Annotated in this window: 14 protein-coding genes; 8 read left to right on the top strand and 6 right to left on the bottom strand. The window is 69.4% G+C overall.

What is annotated here, in order from left to right; all coding sequences use genetic code 11:
• Positions 1-7: 7 nt before the first annotated feature.
• From VI08_RS08315 to VI08_RS08300, 4 genes are all read right to left on the bottom strand, one after another.
• Positions 8-577 (bottom strand): L-threonylcarbamoyladenylate synthase, encoded by a 570-nt coding sequence (locus tag VI08_RS08315; protein ID WP_045829101.1) that lies wholly within the window; start codon positions 575-577, stop codon positions 8-10.
• Between the two features lies 1 nt (position 578).
• Positions 579-3,116, bottom strand: a complete 2,538-nt coding sequence (locus VI08_RS08310; protein WP_045829100.1) for a DNA topoisomerase I — start codon at positions 3,114-3,116, stop codon at positions 579-581.
• A gap of 96 nt (positions 3,117-3,212) precedes the next feature.
• Positions 3,213-4,352, bottom strand: coding sequence for a DNA-processing protein DprA (gene dprA, locus VI08_RS08305; RefSeq protein ID WP_045829099.1), 1,140 nt, complete (start codon positions 4,350-4,352; stop codon positions 3,213-3,215).
• A gap of 116 nt (positions 4,353-4,468) precedes the next feature.
• Positions 4,469-5,623, bottom strand: coding sequence for a LysM peptidoglycan-binding domain-containing protein (locus tag VI08_RS08300; protein ID WP_045829098.1), 1,155 nt, complete (start codon positions 5,621-5,623; stop codon positions 4,469-4,471).
• 208 nt (positions 5,624-5,831) lie between these two features.
• Here VI08_RS08300 and def point away from each other — a divergent pair, with 208 nt between their 5' ends.
• From def to rsmB, 3 genes are read left to right on the top strand one after another with little or no spacing between them, the layout of a single operon-like run.
• Positions 5,832-6,335 (top strand): peptide deformylase, encoded by a 504-nt coding sequence (gene def / locus VI08_RS08295; protein WP_045829097.1) that lies wholly within the window; start codon positions 5,832-5,834, stop codon positions 6,333-6,335.
• Positions 6,336-6,338: 3 nt separating this feature from the next.
• Positions 6,339-7,283, top strand: a complete 945-nt coding sequence (gene fmt / locus VI08_RS08290) for a methionyl-tRNA formyltransferase (RefSeq protein WP_045829096.1) — start codon at positions 6,339-6,341, stop codon at positions 7,281-7,283.
• The gene (gene rsmB / locus VI08_RS08285) at positions 7,280-8,590 is read left to right on the top strand and encodes a 16S rRNA (cytosine(967)-C(5))-methyltransferase RsmB (protein ID WP_198148881.1); all 1,311 of its coding nucleotides are present in this window, start codon (positions 7,280-7,282) and stop codon (positions 8,588-8,590) included. Before fmt ends, rsmB begins: the two co-directional genes overlap by 4 nt.
• Here the strand turns inward: rsmB and VI08_RS08280 are convergent.
• Positions 8,560-9,687 carry a glycosyltransferase gene (locus VI08_RS08280; RefSeq protein ID WP_045829095.1) on the bottom strand — a complete coding sequence of 376 codons (1,128 nt, stop codon included), beginning with the start codon at positions 9,685-9,687 and terminating at the stop codon, positions 8,560-8,562. The genes rsmB and VI08_RS08280 overlap by 31 nt on opposite strands.
• Before the next feature lie 101 nt (positions 9,688-9,788).
• Between VI08_RS08280 and VI08_RS08275 the strand changes: the two genes are divergently transcribed.
• The 4 genes from VI08_RS08275 to VI08_RS08260 all read left to right on the top strand — a co-directional run bounded on the left by VI08_RS08275 (position 9,789) and on the right by VI08_RS08260 (position 14,402).
• A complete protein-coding gene (locus tag VI08_RS08275) occupies positions 9,789-11,042 on the top strand; it encodes an O-antigen ligase family protein (protein ID WP_052697783.1) in 1,254 nt (417 codons plus the stop codon).
• Positions 11,043-11,051: 9 nt separating this feature from the next.
• Positions 11,052-12,038: a glycosyltransferase gene (locus tag VI08_RS08270; protein ID WP_232309499.1), complete on the top strand. Its 987-nt coding sequence runs from the start codon at positions 11,052-11,054 to the stop codon at positions 12,036-12,038.
• 175 nt (positions 12,039-12,213) lie between these two features.
• The gene (locus tag VI08_RS08265; RefSeq protein WP_428992138.1) at positions 12,214-14,082 is read left to right on the top strand and encodes an ArnT family glycosyltransferase; all 1,869 of its coding nucleotides are present in this window, start codon (positions 12,214-12,216) and stop codon (positions 14,080-14,082) included.
• On the top strand, positions 14,079-14,402 hold the full coding sequence (locus VI08_RS08260; RefSeq protein ID WP_045829092.1) for a tetratricopeptide repeat protein: 324 nt from the start codon (positions 14,079-14,081) through the stop codon (positions 14,400-14,402). Before VI08_RS08265 ends, VI08_RS08260 begins: the two co-directional genes overlap by 4 nt.
• On the opposite strand, the gene VI08_RS08255 is transcribed toward VI08_RS08260, so the two are convergent.
• Positions 14,377-15,282 (bottom strand): lipid A biosynthesis acyltransferase, encoded by a 906-nt coding sequence (locus VI08_RS08255; protein ID WP_045829091.1) that lies wholly within the window; start codon positions 15,280-15,282, stop codon positions 14,377-14,379. The genes VI08_RS08260 and VI08_RS08255 overlap by 26 nt on opposite strands.
• A gap of 55 nt (positions 15,283-15,337) precedes the next feature.
• On the opposite strand from VI08_RS08255, the gene dtd reads away from it, so the two are divergent.
• Positions 15,338-15,781, top strand: coding sequence for a D-aminoacyl-tRNA deacylase (gene dtd / locus VI08_RS08250; RefSeq protein WP_045829090.1), 444 nt, complete (start codon positions 15,338-15,340; stop codon positions 15,779-15,781).
• The last annotated feature ends 152 nt before the right edge of the window (positions 15,782-15,933 follow it).

Below are 15,933 nucleotides of genomic sequence, written 5' to 3'. Positions count from 1 at the left end.
CCCTTCCTCAGGCGCGGATGATAGCGCCGGTAAGGGCGTCGCGGATGATGGTGGGCCGGTCGAGGCCACCCAGCGGTGCCTCGAGCGCTCCCTCGAGGCGCTCGCCGAAGTAGTGCGCCAGCGTTCCCACGTCACGCGCCGGCGGCTGCCCGTGGGGGTTGGCGCTGGTGGAGACCAGCGGCGCGCCGAACGCCCGGCACAGGGCGACGACGGGCGGGTGCGCCGACACGCGCAGGGCGATGCCCGCGTGCGCGCCGGCGACCCAGTCGGGCACGCGCGCGCTGCGCGGGAACACCCAGGTGTTGGGGCCGGGCCATGTGGCGTGCACCTGCTCCATGACGGTATCGGGCACCGCGGCGCGGTCGATGTACGGCTCCACCTGGGCGAACGCCGCCGCGATGAGCAGCACGCCCTGCGTGGCGGGGCGCTCCTTCAGGGCGAACAGGCGCTCGAAGGCGTCGCGATCGTGCGGGTCGCAGCCGAGGCCGTAGACGGCCTCCGTGGGGTATGCGAGCACGCCGCCGCCGCGCAGGAGCGTGGCGGCGGCATCCACGTCGGGCAACCCGAACCGATGCACGTCAGGCCGCCGGGGTCTTCTTGGCCACGGCCTTCTTCGTGGCCGCTTTCTTCGCCGGGGCCTTCTTGGCCGCCGCCTTCGTCGTGGCCGCCTTCTTCGTCGCGGATGTCTTTGCGGTGGCCTTCTTCGTCGCCGCTTTCTTGGTGGCCGTTTTCTTGGTGGCAGCCTTCTTCACCGCCGCCTTCTTCGCGGCGGGCTCTTTCTTCACCGCGGCCTTCTTCGTCGCGGCCTTCTTCGCCGCCTTGCCACCGCGCGGCTTCTTCACCGGCGCCGCGGCGAGCAGCTCAACGCATTCGGCTTCGGTGAGGGTCTTCGGCTCGCGATCCTTCGGGATGCGTGCGTTCTTCTCGCCGTCGGTGATGTACGGGCCATAGCGGCCATTGAGCACCTGGATGCCGTTGCCGAAATCGAGGATGGTGCGGTTGGCGATGGCCTCGAGCTTTTCCTGCACGAGCTGCAGCGCGCGCGGCAGCTCGATGGTGTACGGATCGTCCTCGGGCTTGAGCGAGGCGTAGGTGCTGCCCTGCTTCACGAACGGCCCGAAGCGGCCGATGCCGACGGTGACATCCTCGCCCGCCTCGGACTGGCCGAGGTTGCGCGGCAGCTTGAAGAGCTCCATGGCTTCTTCAAGCGTGATGGTGTGCATGCTCTGGCCGGGGCGCAGGCTGGCGTACGTGGGCTTGGCTTCGTCGTCCTTGGTGCCGATCTGCGCGTAGGCGCCATAGCGGCCGAGGCGGACGGACACGGGCTTGCCGGTCTTCGGGTCGTCGCCGAGTTCGCGCGCGCCGGTGGCTTCGCTGCGGTCGACGCTCTCGGTCTTGTCATCGACCAGGGTCTTGAACGGCTGCCAGAAGCGCTCGAGCAGGGGCACCCACTGCTCCTCGCCGCGGCTCACCGCATCGAGCTCGTCCTCGAGGCGCGCGGTGAAGTCGTAATCGACATATTGCGTGAAGTGGCCCGACAGGAACTGGCTGACCGCGCGGCCCACGTCGGTGGGGCGGAAGCGGCGGCTGTCGAGCATGACGTACTCGCGGCTGATCAGCACCTGGATGATGCTGGCGTACGTGGAGGGGCGCCCGATGCCGTATTCCTCGAGCGCCTTCACCAGGCTGGCCTCGGAGTAACGCGGCGGCGGCTCGGTGAAGTGCTGGTCGGCGACGATGGCGGCGACGGGCACGCGATCGCCCGTGGCGAGGCGCGGCAGGCGGCGGTTCTCGTCGTCGTCCTCGTTTTTCTGGTCCTTGCCCTCCTCGTACACGGCAAGGAAGCCCGGGTCGACGATGGTGGTACCGGTGGCGCGGAACGCCGACTCACCCACGGGGAACTCGACCGAGACGGTATTCATGGTGGCGTGGAGCATCTGGCAGGCGACCGTGCGCTTCCAGATCAGCTCGTAGAGCTTGCGCTGGTCGTCGTTGAGGAACGACGCCACGCTGCGCGGCAGGCGCATGGCCGAGGTGGGGCGCACGGCCTCGTGCGCTTCCTGGGCGTTCTTCGCCTTCGACTTGTAGACCTGGACGGCGTCAGGCAGCGCGCCCTTGCCGTATTCGCGCCCGATGAGGTCGCGCAGCTCGGCCACGGCATCGTCCGACAGGGCCACAGAATCGGTACGCATGTAGGTGATGAGGCCGACGTTGCCCTCGCTGCCGAGCGAGACGCCCTCGTAAAGGCCCTGGGCCACGCGCATGGTGCGGCTGGTGGAGAAGCCGAGCTTGCGGGCGGCCTCCTGCTGCAGCGTGGACGTGGTGAACGGCGGCGCCGGGCGGCGTTTGCGCTCGCGGCTGGTGACATCGCCAACGGTGAACTGGCCGGCGGCGGCCTTCTCGAGCGCGCTGCGCGCCTTGTGCGCGTCGGCCTCGTTGGTGAGGTCGAACTGTTCGAATTTCTTGCCGTCCAGCTTCACCAGGCGCGCGTCGAAGGCGCCTTCGGCGTGCGTGAGGTTGGCGGCGATGGTCCAGTACTCGCGAGCCCGGAACGCTTCGATCTCGAGCTCGCGCTCGACGATCATGCGCAGGGCGGGCGACTGCACGCGCCCGGCGGAGAGGCCACGCTGCACCTTGCGCCACAGCACCGGCGAAAGGTTGAAACCCACGAGGTAATCGAGGGCGCGGCGGGCCTGCTGGGCATCGACCAGGTCGTGCGAGAGCTTGCGCGGGTTGGCGACGGCCTCCTTGATGGCCTTCGGCGTGATCTCGCTGAAGACCACGCGCTGGACATTCTTGCCCTCGAGCAGGCCGCGCTCTTTCAGGATCTCGCTGATGTGCCAGGAGATGGCCTCGCCTTCGCGGTCCAAGTCGGTCGCGAGGTAGATGGCGCTGGCCTTGCTGGCCGCCTTGGCGATCGCGTCGACGTGCTTCTCGTTGCGGTCGATGACCTCGTAGGCCATGGCGAAGCCATGCTCTGGGTCGACGGCACCCTCCTTGGGCCGCAGGTCACGGACGTGACCGTACGACGCCAGCACCTGGAAATCGGCGCCCAGGTACTTGTTGATCGTCTTGGCCTTGGCCGGCGATTCGACGATGAGGAGGTTCTTTGCCATGCGTTACGGATTCCAGAGGCCGCCTGGGCCAGTGGGCCCGGGCGTATGTATATATTTAGTTGGAAACACACCGCCGTGACGGCTGTCAAGCACCGGCTACCGAACCACGCGCTGGTAACGGTTCCCGGGAAGGACCGCGACCTCGCCCTCCAGTTCCAGCATCAGCAGCATGGATGACAGGGCGCCGGGGGCTAGCCCGGTGCCGCCCACGAGGGCATCCAAAAGGACGGGATCGTAACCCATGGCGTCGATCAGGCGGCGATATTCGTCATCCTGGCGCCAATCGAACGGCCCGGCGGGCCGTTTCGCCACCGGCACGGCGGGCCCGGGACCGGCCAGCCGCGCACGCAGCTCGGCACCCAGCTCCACGGCGGCGGGCCCCAGCGCAGCCAGGATCTCGTCGCTGCGCTGGACCAGCTGCGCGCCCTCGGCGATGAGGGCATGGCAGCCCTCGGCAAGCGGATTGTGTATGGACCCTGGCAAGGCGAAGACCTCGCGCCCCTGCTCACCCGCATAGCGGGCCGTGATGAGCGACCCCGAGCGCAGCCCGGCCTCGACCACCAGCACGCCAAGGCTGAGCCCGGCGATGATGCGATTGCGCATGGGGAAATTCTGAGCACATGAGGGCGTCCCGGGCGCGAATTCGCTGACGATGGCACCCTGTTCGGCGATGCGGTGCGCCAGCGCCCGGTGCTTGCTGGGGTAGACCAGGTCGGGGCCGGTGCCAATGACCGCGACGGTGGGCTCGCCCGCATCGAGCGCGCCGGCGTGGGCAACGCCATCGACGCCGTCGGCCAGGCCGCTGGTGACGAGCAGGCCGCCAGCGGCCAGCTCGGCCGCGAAACGGCGCGTGGTGGCCAGCGCCGGCGCCTGGGCCTTCCTGGCGCCCACGATGCCCACCTGGGGCCGCAGGAGAAGGGCGGCGTCGCCCGCGACGAACAGCGCGGCGGGGGCGTCCGCGATGGCTTCGAGCTGGGGCGGGTAATCCTCGTCGGTGCACAGCAGCAGCCGGTGGTTCGCGCCCTGCAGCCAGGCCGTGTCACGGGCGAGGGCGGCCTCGTCGGGTGCGGCCAGCCACGCGCGCGTCTCCGCCGGCAGGCGCTCCCCGTGCGAGCGCAGCCACGCCATGTACCCGCCGACACCCCCGCGCAGCACCAGCCCCTCGCGGATGCGGCGTGCGCCCTGGCCGGGCGCGCGGATGAGGATGAGCCAGTCGCGGAGGTCGGAGTCGTTCATGCCGACAGTCTAGGGGGGTGCGCACCGGCGCGTGCCCGCGCCGTCGTGTAGGCCTGCGCAGACAAAAAAGGGAGGCCGAAGCCTCCCTTTCGCGTAAGCATGGCCGTGGGCCGTGCTTACTCCGGCATCACCAGCTTGTCGCCGGGGCGCACGGGGCGTAGCGCGTCCATCACCAGCGCGTAGCTGACGTGGTCGAAGGTCTTGAAAACCATGACGTGGCCACCGTACTCATCCGGCAGCTGCGCGCTGCGCGACGTGCTGCGGCGGTTGTAGTTGCCGCTGACCTCGTCGGCGATCTTCTCGCCCCGGCTCATGACCTGGAACGTGGTGCCGTTGTCGACGCCATCGGCACTGCCCACCGAGAGCGACACGACCTGGCGGCTGCCGACGCCGTACGACGCATCGTTGATGCCCGCGACGCGGGGATCGGCCGGCAGGGCCTTCGGCGCATGCGGGTAGAAATACGGGTCGTACGGCTTGTCGTCGACCGGCATGAAGCGGTCGCCCTTGCGGATTTCCATGGTCGAATCGACGACCACCAGGCTGGAAATATCGCCGTTGGTGGTGAGCACCTCGGCGGTGCCGATGACCGATACCTCAACACCGGCATCGCTGCCCTTGCCGTTGTGCGTGTCGTGGCGGGTGTCTTCGCGCCAGGGGCTCGGCGCCATGGAGACATCGCTGTCGAGCGAATCGGCCACGAAGCCGCCGTGGCCCGGGTTGTTCACCATATCGGTGTTGCCCGGGTCGTCGCCGTGGTCGCGGAAGCGATGCGTGGGGCGGACGATGGCCCAGCGCTGGCCGGGCTGGGCCGAGTCGAGGTCGCGGGCGTACACCTTGTTGCCAGGGGTGCCGCGCAGCTGGGCGTCCTCGAAGCCGACCACGTACGGGGCGCTTTCGACGGCGTCGGCGTCCATGACCCGCATATCCTTGAGGAACATGCGCAGCTCGGACAGCGGGATGGCCGTGACCGGCTCGCCCTCGCTACGAACGCGCGGCTGGAGGCCAATGCGCGGGCCGCCACCGAACATGCTGAGGTTCAGCACATCGCCAGGGTAGATGAGGTGCGGGTTGCGGACCTGGGGGTTGGCCTGCCAGATCTCGGGCCATAGCCACGGCTTGCGGAGGAACTTCGCCGAGATATCCCAAAGGGTGTCGCCTTTGCGCACCGTGTAGGTATCGGGCGCGTTCGGGCGCAGCTGGGCCGCCGCGGCGTAAACGGCCACGGTGAAAAACATGCCGCCGAGCAGCATGGCGAACTTCTTGATCATGGCGGGTTTTCCCCCTTCCCCGTTGCTGTCGCGAGTGTAACCGAATCGTTAATGGGCACAATATGTCGCCACGCTCGCCGGGCCCTCGGCGTGAGCGTAGAATATGGCGGCATCGTACAGGGTAGAAGCGCTTGGTTTTCGCCGACTTGCCCGCAATTTTCCGGGCATGGCGCGCCCCCGCCGCCCCGCAACCGCTTAAGGTGACACCGTGTCCATCCTCACCATCCTCGAGTTCCCCGATCCGCGCCTGCGTACCGTCGCCGCCCCCGTCACCGTGTTCGACGCCGAGCTGAAGCAGTTCCTGGCCGATATGTACGAGACGATGTACGCCGCCAACGGCGTGGGCCTGGCCGCCACGCAGGTCAACGTGCACAAGCGGGTCCTCGTGGCCGACATGAGCGAAGACCGCAACGAGCCACTCGCCCTCATCAACGCGGAAATCCTCGAAAAGGACGGCCAGCAGGTTTACCAGGAAGGCTGCCTGTCGTTCCCGGGCATCTATGCCGACGTCACCCGCGCCCTCAAGGTCAAGGTGAAGGCCCATGACGTCGACGGCAACGAGATCATCGTCGAGGCCGAGGGCCCGCTCGCCGTGTGCATCCAGCACGAGATGGACCACCTGGCCGGCAAGGTGTTCGTCGACTACCTGTCGCCGCTCAAGCGCGGCATGCTGCTGAAGCGGATGGAAAAACAGCGCAAGGCCAGCGCCTGATCCATGGCGGCTTCCCCTTTGCGCGTGGTGTTCGCCGGCACGCCCGGATTCGCGGTTCCCTGCTTCGAGGCCTGCCGTGCCGCCGGGGCCGACGTGGTCGCCGCCTATACCCAGCCTGATCGCCCTGCCGGCCGCGGCCGCAAGCTCGCGGCCAGCCCGGTGAAGGAAGCCGCGCTGGCGGCCGGCGTGCCCGTCGAGCAGCCCGGATCGTTCAAGGCCGAGGCCGACCGCGCCCGCCTTGCCGCGTATGCGCCCGATCTCATGGTGGTGGTGGCCTACGGGCTCATCCTGCCGCGCAAGGTGCTTGCCATCCCGCGCCTTGGGTGCTGGAACGTGCATGCATCGCTACTGCCGCGCTGGCGAGGCGCCGCGCCGATCCAGCGCGCCATCCTCGCCGGCGATACCGAAAGCGGCGTCGATCTGATGCAGATGGAGGCCGGCCTCGACACGGGCCCGGTGCTTATCGAGCGCCGCACGCCCATCGCGGGCGACGATACCGGTGGCAGCCTGCACGACCGCCTCGCCACGCTGGGTGCCGACGCACTCGCCGAGGGCCTGCGCCGGGTCCTCGCGGGCGAAACGCTTGCCGCCCGCGTGCAGGCCGCCGAGGGTGTCGAGTACGCCCATAAGCTCGACAAGGCCGAGGCCCGCCTCGATTTCAGCCAGCCCGCCATCGCGCTGGAGCGGAAGGTTCGCGCCTTCGATCCGTGGCCCGTGGCCGAGGGCGACGTGGCCGGCGAGCACCTGCGCGTGTGGGCGGCGGTTGCCATCGAAGGCAAGCCCGGCGCCATACCCGGCACGGTGCTTGCCGCGACGCGCCAGGGCATCGATATCGCCTGCGGCACGGGCGCCCTGCGCCTGACCGCCGTACAGCGCGCCGGCGGCCGCCGCATCGGCGCCGCGGATTACCTCAACGCGCGGCCGGAGCTGAAGCAGGCGTCGGCGTGAGCAAGGCCCCGTCCGTGCGCGCGCTGGCCGCCGAGGCGCTGGCCAGCATCGCGCTCTCCGGGCACTCACTCCGCGAGGTAGCCGATCGCGCACTGCCGAGGCTGCCCGATTCGCGTGATCGTGCCCTGCTCACCGCGCTGCTCAACGACGGGGCCCGCTGGTGGCCCCGATTCGACGCGGCGCTCGACCGGCTGCTCGACAAACCCATACGCCGCAGCGAACCAGTCATTCATGCCTTGCTGGTCACCGGCCTCGTGCAACTAGAGACCCTGGAGCTGCCCGGCTATGCCGCGGTCGCCGCTACCGTGGAGGCGGCGCGCGAGCTGCGCCGCCCGCGCCTTGCCGGCCTGGTCAACGCCGTGCTGCGACGGTGGCAGCGCGAGCGCGAGGCACTGAACGCCGCGCTGGATGCCCTCCCCGCCACCCGGCACGCGCACCCGGCGTGGCTCGCGGACGCGATCGCCCACGACTGGCCGGCGCAGGCCGATGCCGTCCTGGCCGCCGCGAACCAGGAGCCACCGCTGATGCTGCGCGTGAACCGCCGCCGTGCCACGCGCGATGCCGTGGCGGCGGCACTCACGGTGGCCGGGCAGGATGTCGCGCCACATGCGTGGCTCGAGGATGCGCTGGTGCTGCCGCATAGCACCGACGTCACGCGGCTGCCGGGTTTCACCGAGGGCCATTTCGCTGTCCAGGATGGCGCGGCCCAGGTGCCGGCCGACCTGCTCGGCGTGGCCCGCGGCCAGCGCGTCCTCGACGCATGCGCGGCCCCGGGTGGCAAGGCCTGCCACGTGGCCGAGCGCGCCGACGTGGCCCTGCTTGCGGTGGAATACGAAGCCCACCGCGCCAGCCGCATTCGCCAGAACCTTGAACGCCTTGGCCTGCAGGCCGAGGTGGTGGTCGGCGATGCGGGCGCGCCCGCGGCCTGGTGGGATGGCACGCCGTTCGACCGGATCATGATCGATGCACCGTGCTCGGCCACCGGGGTGATCCGTCGGCGGCCGGACGTGCGCCTGCACCGCCGGGCCACCGACATCGATGCCCTGGTGGCGCAGCAGGCGCGGATCCTCGCCGCGTGCTGGGCGACGCTGGCGCCCGGGGGGCGCCTGCTCTATGTCACCTGTTCGCTGTTGCGCCGCGAGAACGAAGGCGTGGTGGCGGCTTTCCTCGAAGGCCGCGACGATGCGGTGGCCGTTCCGATCACGTTGCCCGTGGGCCAGCCGGCCCAAGTCGGCTGGCAGGTGCTGCCCGGCGACGGCGACCTCGATGGCATGTACTACGCCCTGCTCGAAAGAAGCCCGGCGTAGGCGTTCTCCGTCGCCTCGACGAAGTGCTCGAGGCCGAATCGCTCCTCGGCATGGCCGCGCGCGGCAGCCCCCATCGCCGGCAGGGCGGCGCGGTTTTGCCACAGCCCGCGCAACGCCTGGGCGATGGCCTCGGGCTGGCGCGCGGGCACGACCCAGCCATCGACGCCGGCACGGATGTTTTCAGGCAAGCCGGCGTAGTCGCTTACCAGCACCGGCTTACCCATCGCCATCATCTCGCGGCATGCGAACGAGATGGTTTCGACATCCCACGACAGCACGAAGCCGGCATCCAGCGCTGCCACCATGGGCCGCACATCGTCCAGGCGGCCGGTGAAATGCACCGCCTGCGCCAGTCCGAGGGCCTCGATGCGGGCAAGGTCGTCGGCACCGGGCAGGCCGCCAGCCAGCACGACACGGAACCGGCCGCGTTCATCCGGCGGCAGCAGCGCGAGGCCTTCAACAAGGTCCATCCAGCCCTTGTAGCGGGCCGTGCCGGCGTTGCTGCCCACGAGCAGCGCCGCGCCCTCGTCCGCCGGCGCCAGCCAGGCAGGCCGCCCATCGGCAGCGGCGGCGCCGGGCGCGAAGCGGTGGATATCGACGCCGTTGAACACGGTGGCGAGGCGGCAGCGTGCGTAGGGCGAGGCCTGTAGTTGCCGGCGCACGTACTCGCACACCGCGATGGCCATGTCGGTGCCGAACCTTGCACGCCACGCGTGGCCGGGGCCTGTCATGGGCTTGGAGTTGTGCTTGGTCAGCACGATGGCGGGGCGCCGGCGCAGCCCGCGCACGGCCGCCATGGCCAGGCGGTGGTCGGCCGAGCCGTTCACATGGACGATATCGACCTCATGGGCCCGCAGCCACGCCCGCAGATGGCGCAGCGCCCGGCCCCGCGCCGCGAGCTTGCCCAGGCCGTTGGGGAAGGGCTGGTCGATCACGGCCACGCCCTCGATGGCGCGTGCCTCGCGGTTGAGCCGGCTGCCGGGCGGCGCCGCCACCGCCACCTGGTGCCGCGGCGCCAGCCCGCGCGCGAGCGCGGCCACGTACGTGGTGTGCCCACCGCCGTCCCCGGCGTGGAAATTCGTGAACAGGAGCCTCATGCCCGACGCTTGCCTTAGCTGAATTGCGGCATCCGCGATCCGTTAAAGTACCATGCCCAGCGTACGTTCCCGGGCCGCGATTCCTTCACCTCAGGTGCCTAGTGCAAGAAAAACACAACGCATGGCAGCCATGGATCCTTTCGCTGCTCATCGCCGTCATGCCGCTGTCGTTCGCGCTGCCGGTGAAGGCCAAGGCGGTGCCCGCCGCCTTGTTGCTGCTCATGGGTGTCTGGCTGCTTGCCACGCGCGCCGACGCCCGCGATGCGGTCCGCCGCGCAGCCCCCGTCCTGGTGCCCACCATCGCGGCATTCCTGTTCTGGCTGGCCAACACGCTGGCGCACGGCATTTCGCTCAAGGAGTTCGACGTCATGTCGCACATCCTTGCGTTCCTGCTCATCGCCGTCAGCTTCTCCGCGCCGCTGCGCCCCATCGTGCTGCGCATCGGCTTCAGCGCCTCGGCGGCCGTGCTGGGCCTGATCTGCATCGAGCAGCACTACGTCGAAGGCATTGATCGCGTCTACGGCGTGAACAACGGCCTGTGGGGCGCCATCGAGTTCGGCATGTTCATCCTGGTGCTCTCGCTCATCGCCACCCTCCAGGCCCTGCGCCTCGAGCTGCCGCGCGGCGAGCGCGTGCTGCATGGTGTCTTCGCCATCCTCGGCGTCTACGGCGCGCTGCTGACCCAGAGCCGCGGCCCCCTCCTGTCCTGCATCCCCGTCTTCGTCCTGCTCGTGGTGATCCAGGCACGGCGCACGCGGCGCTGGCGCCAGGCGGCTGGCGTGCTTGTCGCCGGCGCGGTCGCCATCGGCGTGGCCACGACGGCCTTCCACGGCGAAGTGGCCGAACGCTTCGCCGCGGTGTCGCAGGAGGTCTCCACCTACAGCGAGCAGGACACCACGGGTGCGGTCCGCGAGCGGCTGGAGATGTGGCGCAACGCCGGCATGGCGGTGGGCGAGCACCCGATGACGGGCGTGGGCCTCAACCAGTTCGGCACGTATGCGCGCACCCGCATCGCCGAGGGCAAGGCCGCGGATTCGATCGAACGCTACGACCACCCGCACAGCGAGTACCTGGAGTGGGCGGTCACCGGCGGCCTGCCCGGGCTGGCGCTCTTGCTGCTGATGTTCGGTTCCACGCTGTGGTTCTTCGGCCGCCACGCCATGCACCGCGACAACGGCGTGGCGATGCCGGCGTGCGCAGGCCTTGCGGTGGCGGGCATGTATACGCTGTGCGGCCTCACCGACAACGTCTTCTACCGCGCCATGCCGCACTCGCTGTACTTCTTCCTCGTGCTGGGGCTCGCGGTGTATGTCGGCCGCATGCTCGGCCAGCGCGCCACCCGCAAGGCGCGCTGAACCGTGGCCATGATCCACCTCATCGCCTGGGACAATGGGCGCGGCCTCACGCACGACATCACGTTGCTGCGCGATGCCCTCGTCGACCTTGGCCACCAGGTGGATGTCACCCCGGTGCCGCGCAAAAGCCGCGGCCTGCCCTGGCGCGCCTGGGGCATCCGGGCCCGCATGCTGCTCGGCTGGCTGCGCGGCCGTGGGCCGCGCCGATATGACCTGGGCATCACCCTCGAACACGTGCACCCCGCGTACCTCGGGCTGGCGCGGCGCAACGCGCTGGTGCCCAACCCCGAGTGGTTGTCGCGGCGCGACCGCAAGCGGCTGCACCGCTTCGACGCCATCTTCTGCAAGACCGAGGTGGCACGCGACACGTTCGCCGCACAGGGTTTGCCGGTGCGGGTCATCGGCTTCCAGAGCATCGACTGCCGGCGTGACGGCATCCCCCGCGACCGCGCGTTCCTGCATCTCGCCGGCGCCAGCCGCATGAAGGGCACCGAGCGGCTACTGGCCGCCTGGCGCCGCCACCCCGAGTGGCCGGTGCTGCACGTGCTGCAATCACCGTCGACAGCCACGCCTGGGGGCACCACCCCTGCCAACCTCGACCACCGCATCGCTTATATCGACGACATCGAAGCGATCCGCCGCTTGCAGAACGCCCATGCGTTCCACGTCTGCCTCTCGGAGGCCGAAGGCTGGGGCCACTACATCGTCGAGGCCATGAGCTGCGGGGCGGTGGTGCTGGCCACCGATGCCGCCCCGATGAATGAGCTGGTACGGCCCGGCCATGGCCTGTTGGTGGCGGCACGCGAAAACGGCAGCCTGAACGCTTCCAGCCTCTGGGCCTTCGACGAGGCCGCCCTTGAAGCGGCCGTCACCACCGCGGTAGCCATGGACGATGCCACCCTCGAGCAGCTCGGCACGGCGGCCCGCGCATGGTACGAACGCAACCAGGCGGGCTTCGCCGCGCGGCTGCGCCAGGCCCTGGACGGCCTGGCCTGAGGCGTCTCGACAAGGCCGCGACAGGGGTAGCGGTACATGGTTAGTCAGCCAATGGCCACGCCATGCGTTTAGAATTCATGATCCCTTAACGGTACCGACGCCCTTGTCCAACCGCGCCTATACCCGATCGGAACACCTGCGAGCCCTGTGGCCCTGGCTGCCACTGTGGGCGGCCATGGCCTTGCTGGCCATTTTCTCGCACGGCCCGATGCCCATGTTCTCCACCCGCACGCTGGCCGTGGCCTGGGAGATGTGGGCACACCACCATTGGCTCGTGCCGCACATCAATGGCGAGCCCTACAGCGAGAAAGTGCCGCTGCTGTTCTGGATGATCCACGCCGGCTGGGCTGTGTTCGGCGTCAGCGATATCTGGCCACGCATCCTCGAGGTGGTCTTCGGCGGTACCCAGCTCGTGCTCGCGTCGCTGCTCGCGAGCCGCCTGTTCCCGTCACGCCCGTGGGTGGCGAAGGCCACGCCCTGGCTGCTGATGGCATTCGCCTACGCGTTCCTGTTCGGCTTGCAGATCATGTACGAGGTGCTGCTCTGCACATGGGTGCTGGGCGCATTGCTGTGCCTCACGCCGACGGCCACGCGGCCCGCGCCGCGCTGGTGGTTGTTCGGCCTGCTCGTCGGTGCCGGCCTGCTCACCAAGGGCCCGGTGATGTTGCTGCACGTGGCGTTCCCCTTCGTGCTCGGCCCCCTGTGGAATGACTGGGCACGCCAAAACAAGGCGCGCTGGTATGGCATGGGCGTGCTGGGCCTGCTCATTGGCTTCGCCATCCTGCTGGCCTGGGCCATCCCCGCCGGCGAGGCCGGTGGCGAGGCCTACCGCCAGCGCCTGTTCTTCACGCAGACGGCTGGCCGCGTCGTCGAGACGCACGCGCAGGATCTGCAGAACCACGCCCGCCCGGCCTGGTACTACCTGCTCTTCCTCCCCGTCATCATCTTCCCGCTCAGCGGGTGGCTGCGCGGCCTCGTGGCCGTACCCACCACGCTGTTCCGCAAGCCGTGGAACACGGGCATGCCGGCTGCCATCGGCTGCACGGTCGTGGCCCTTGTCCTGCTGCTTGCATCGGGGCTGGCACACCTGCCGCCCATCGTCGACAAGCTGCTCGTCATCGTGCTGCTGGTGCCGCTGTTCATCGCCCTGCTGCGCCAGCCGCTGGAGCCCGGCCTGCGGTTCCTGTTGTGCTGGCTGCTACCCACCTTCCTGGTGTTCTCGCTGATCACCGGCAAGCAGCTCTATTACGTGCTCCCGGAACTGGGCGGCGTCACCATGCTGGCGGCCGCCTGCGTGGCCGACCTGCGCGAGCGCCACTCCGGCCTCGCCAACCACTGGGCGCTCGGCACGTGGCCGCTGTCGCTGGGCGCGTTCCTGCTCGCCATCGCGCTGTTCATCATGCCGGCGGTGGTGCCCACCCGTTTCCCTGACAACATCTGGCTGACGGGCATGGCGCCGTACGCCCGGTTCTTTGGCGTCGTCTTCATCGTGCTGGGTGCGTTGCTGCTATTGCGCGGCCGCGGCGAGATGCGCCGCCTGGCCTTCGCGGGGCTCATCGGCACCGTGGCGCTCAATGCCCTGTTCACGCTGGGCCTGTGGTATCGCTACGACCTCACGCCTGCCTCGCTGTACCTGTCGCAGGCCGATGCCGCCGGGCACCCCATCGGCAACCTCGGCGTCTCGTACAACGGCCAGTACCACTTCGCCGGCCGGCTCATGCACCCCATCGCCAAGATCAAGCTCCAGCCCGGCATGGCGGCACCAAGCGACGACGACGATGACGACGTGGTGCACGACGGCGACAGCCTCGACGACTTCGCCCGGCACCACCCCGACGGCCTCATCGTGTCGTATGCCAAGCACCCGCCCGCGGAGGCGTACCGCTTCGCCCGCCTCATCCAGCCCTCGCGCACCGGGTGGCTGATGATCTGGGATGCCGCCACGCTAAGCGCACTGCAGGCAGGCCGGGTGCCGGTCGAGCCGGCCACGCCCACGCAGCTCTACCCGCTGGATTACTGGCGAACCCGCGGCGCCGCGCGATGACCGATCCCCTCGTCGAGCGCCTGCGTGCCCAGGTGGGCGGTGTGCGCGATGGCGCCTTGCTGCGCTTCTCGATCGGCAACGCGCTGCTAAGCGACGGTCAATACGCGGACGCCGCCGAGTCGTTCCGCGAGGCGCTTGGGTTCGACCCGGCCTACTCGGCCGCGTGGAAGCTGCTGGGCAAGGCCTTGCTGGCGCAGGATGACGAAGCCAGCGCCGCTGAGGCGTGGCGCCAGGGCATCGATGCGGCCACGGCCCGCGGCGATGTCCAGGCGGGCAAGGAGATGGCAGTGTTCCTCAACCGGCTGTCGCGGAAGGGCTAGCTTTGTAAGGGTCGGGGCGGTCGTGCGCCGTGAACCGCTTGTAGTGCCACTGGTACTGCGGGTAGGCGATGGCCACGCATTGTTCCACCCCGCGGTTCAGCGCCGCGCAGGCCACCTTCGTATCGGCATCGGCGATGCCCTCGGGCGCGGGCAGCACATGGATGCGGAAGCCCTGCCCCTCCGGCAGGCGCTCGGCGAAGCTGAACAGCACCGTGGCGCCCGTGCGCGACGCGAGGCGCGGCAACAGCACCATCGTTAGCGCATCCACGCCAAAGAACGGCGCGAACTCGCCCTCGCCCTCGCGAGGCTTCTGGTCGGGCAGGATGCCCACCGTGCCGCCCGCCCCCAGGCGCTTGAACAGCGTGCGCACGCCGGCGCCCTCCGCGCGCACCTGCTCCGGCGCCAGCTTGCCGCGGACCTTGCGCAGCAGGGCCTCGATGGCATGGATGCGCGGGGGCCGGTAGAGGATGGCCATGGGCGTCTTGCTGCACAGCCAGTAGTTGAGCAATTCCCAGCAGCCAAGGTGCGGCGCAGCGATGATCACGCCCTTGCCCGAGGCAAGCGCGGCCTCGAACAACGCCCCGCCCACCACCTCGCGCACCAGGCCGAGGGCCTTGTCGGAGCCGCCACCCCAGATGGCGGCGATCTCGGTGGCGCCCTTGCCCTCCTCTTCCATGGTCCGGCGCAGCAGGTCGGCCCGCTCGGCGTCGGCGAGGCCGGGCTTGGTCAGGCGCAGGTTGGTGGCGGTGTAGCGCGCACTACGGGAATTCGAACGCAACGAGCGCCGGCCAAGCCACGCGCCGATGGCGTGGACGGTGCGGAGCGGCAGCAGGCTGACGAGGCGGAGGAAGAGGTAGAGCAGGTAGATATCGGGGCGCATGCCCGAATGTTAGCTTCTCCCTTAAGCTACCGCGTCCCCAGCCGCTACAGCCTCCATGATTTCACTCCTCCAGCGTGTCGAATCCGCGCGCGTCGATGTCGACGGGGAAACGGTGGGTGCCATTGGCGCCGGCCTGCTGGCGCTCGTGGCCGTGGAACCGGGCGATGGCGATGCACAGTGCCGGCGCATGCTCGAGCGGTTGCTGGGGTACCGGGTGTTTTCCGATGCGGAGGGCAAGATGAACTTGGGCCTGGCCGAGACCGGTGGCGGCCTGCTGCTGGTCAGCCAGTTCACCCTGGCGGCCGATACCCGCAAGGGCATGCGCCCCAGCTTCACCACGGCCGCGGCCCCCGACGAGGCACGGCGCTGGTTCGACCACCTGGTGGCGCTCGCCCGCGACGCCCACCCCCCGGGGGTGGAAACCGGGCGCTTTGGTGCCCATATGAAGGTTCACCTGATCAACGATGGCCCGGTCACTTTCCGCCTGGAGGTGCGCTGAGGGCCCTTACCATGCCCATCCCGACGCAAACGCCCGGCCCCAAAGGCTTTCTGGCGCGATTCTTGCGTCCCTCGGATGGGAGCAATCCACTTGAAAACTGGTCAAAAAATCATCAAATGACTATACTGATCGGTTCCTGTAACCCGCGGCGG

The organism is Luteibacter yeojuensis, from assembly GCF_000964085.1.
GTDB classification, from domain to species: domain Bacteria; phylum Pseudomonadota; class Gammaproteobacteria; order Xanthomonadales; family Rhodanobacteraceae; genus Luteibacter; species Luteibacter yeojuensis_A.
The sequence above is the reverse complement of the archived record's forward strand: the minus strand, read 5'-3'. Positions and strand labels throughout refer to the sequence as shown.

Excerpts from the sequence above, each read along its gene's own strand:
- dtd (WP_045829090.1), top strand. The coding sequence starts at position 15,338 with ATGATTTCACTCCTCCAGCGTGTCGAATCCGCGCGCGTCGATGTCGAC.
- VI08_RS08300 (WP_045829098.1), bottom strand. The coding sequence starts at position 5,623 with ATGATCAAGAAGTTCGCCATGCTGCTCGGCGGCATGTTTTTCACCGTG.
- VI08_RS08260 (WP_045829092.1), top strand. The coding sequence starts at position 14,079 with ATGACCGATCCCCTCGTCGAGCGCCTGCGTGCCCAGGTGGGCGGTGTG.
- VI08_RS08280 (WP_045829095.1), bottom strand. The coding sequence starts at position 9,687 with ATGAGGCTCCTGTTCACGAATTTCCACGCCGGGGACGGCGGTGGGCAC.
- dprA (WP_045829099.1), bottom strand. The coding sequence starts at position 4,352 with ATGAACGACTCCGACCTCCGCGACTGGCTCATCCTCATCCGCGCGCCC.
- VI08_RS08270 (WP_232309499.1), top strand. The coding sequence starts at position 11,052 with ATGATCCACCTCATCGCCTGGGACAATGGGCGCGGCCTCACGCACGAC.
- VI08_RS08255 (WP_045829091.1), bottom strand. The coding sequence starts at position 15,282 with ATGCGCCCCGATATCTACCTGCTCTACCTCTTCCTCCGCCTCGTCAGC.
- VI08_RS08265 (WP_428992138.1), top strand. The coding sequence starts at position 12,214 with ATGGCCTTGCTGGCCATTTTCTCGCACGGCCCGATGCCCATGTTCTCC.
- VI08_RS08310 (WP_045829100.1), bottom strand. The coding sequence starts at position 3,116 with ATGGCAAAGAACCTCCTCATCGTCGAATCGCCGGCCAAGGCCAAGACG.
- fmt (WP_045829096.1), top strand. The coding sequence starts at position 6,339 with ATGGCGGCTTCCCCTTTGCGCGTGGTGTTCGCCGGCACGCCCGGATTC.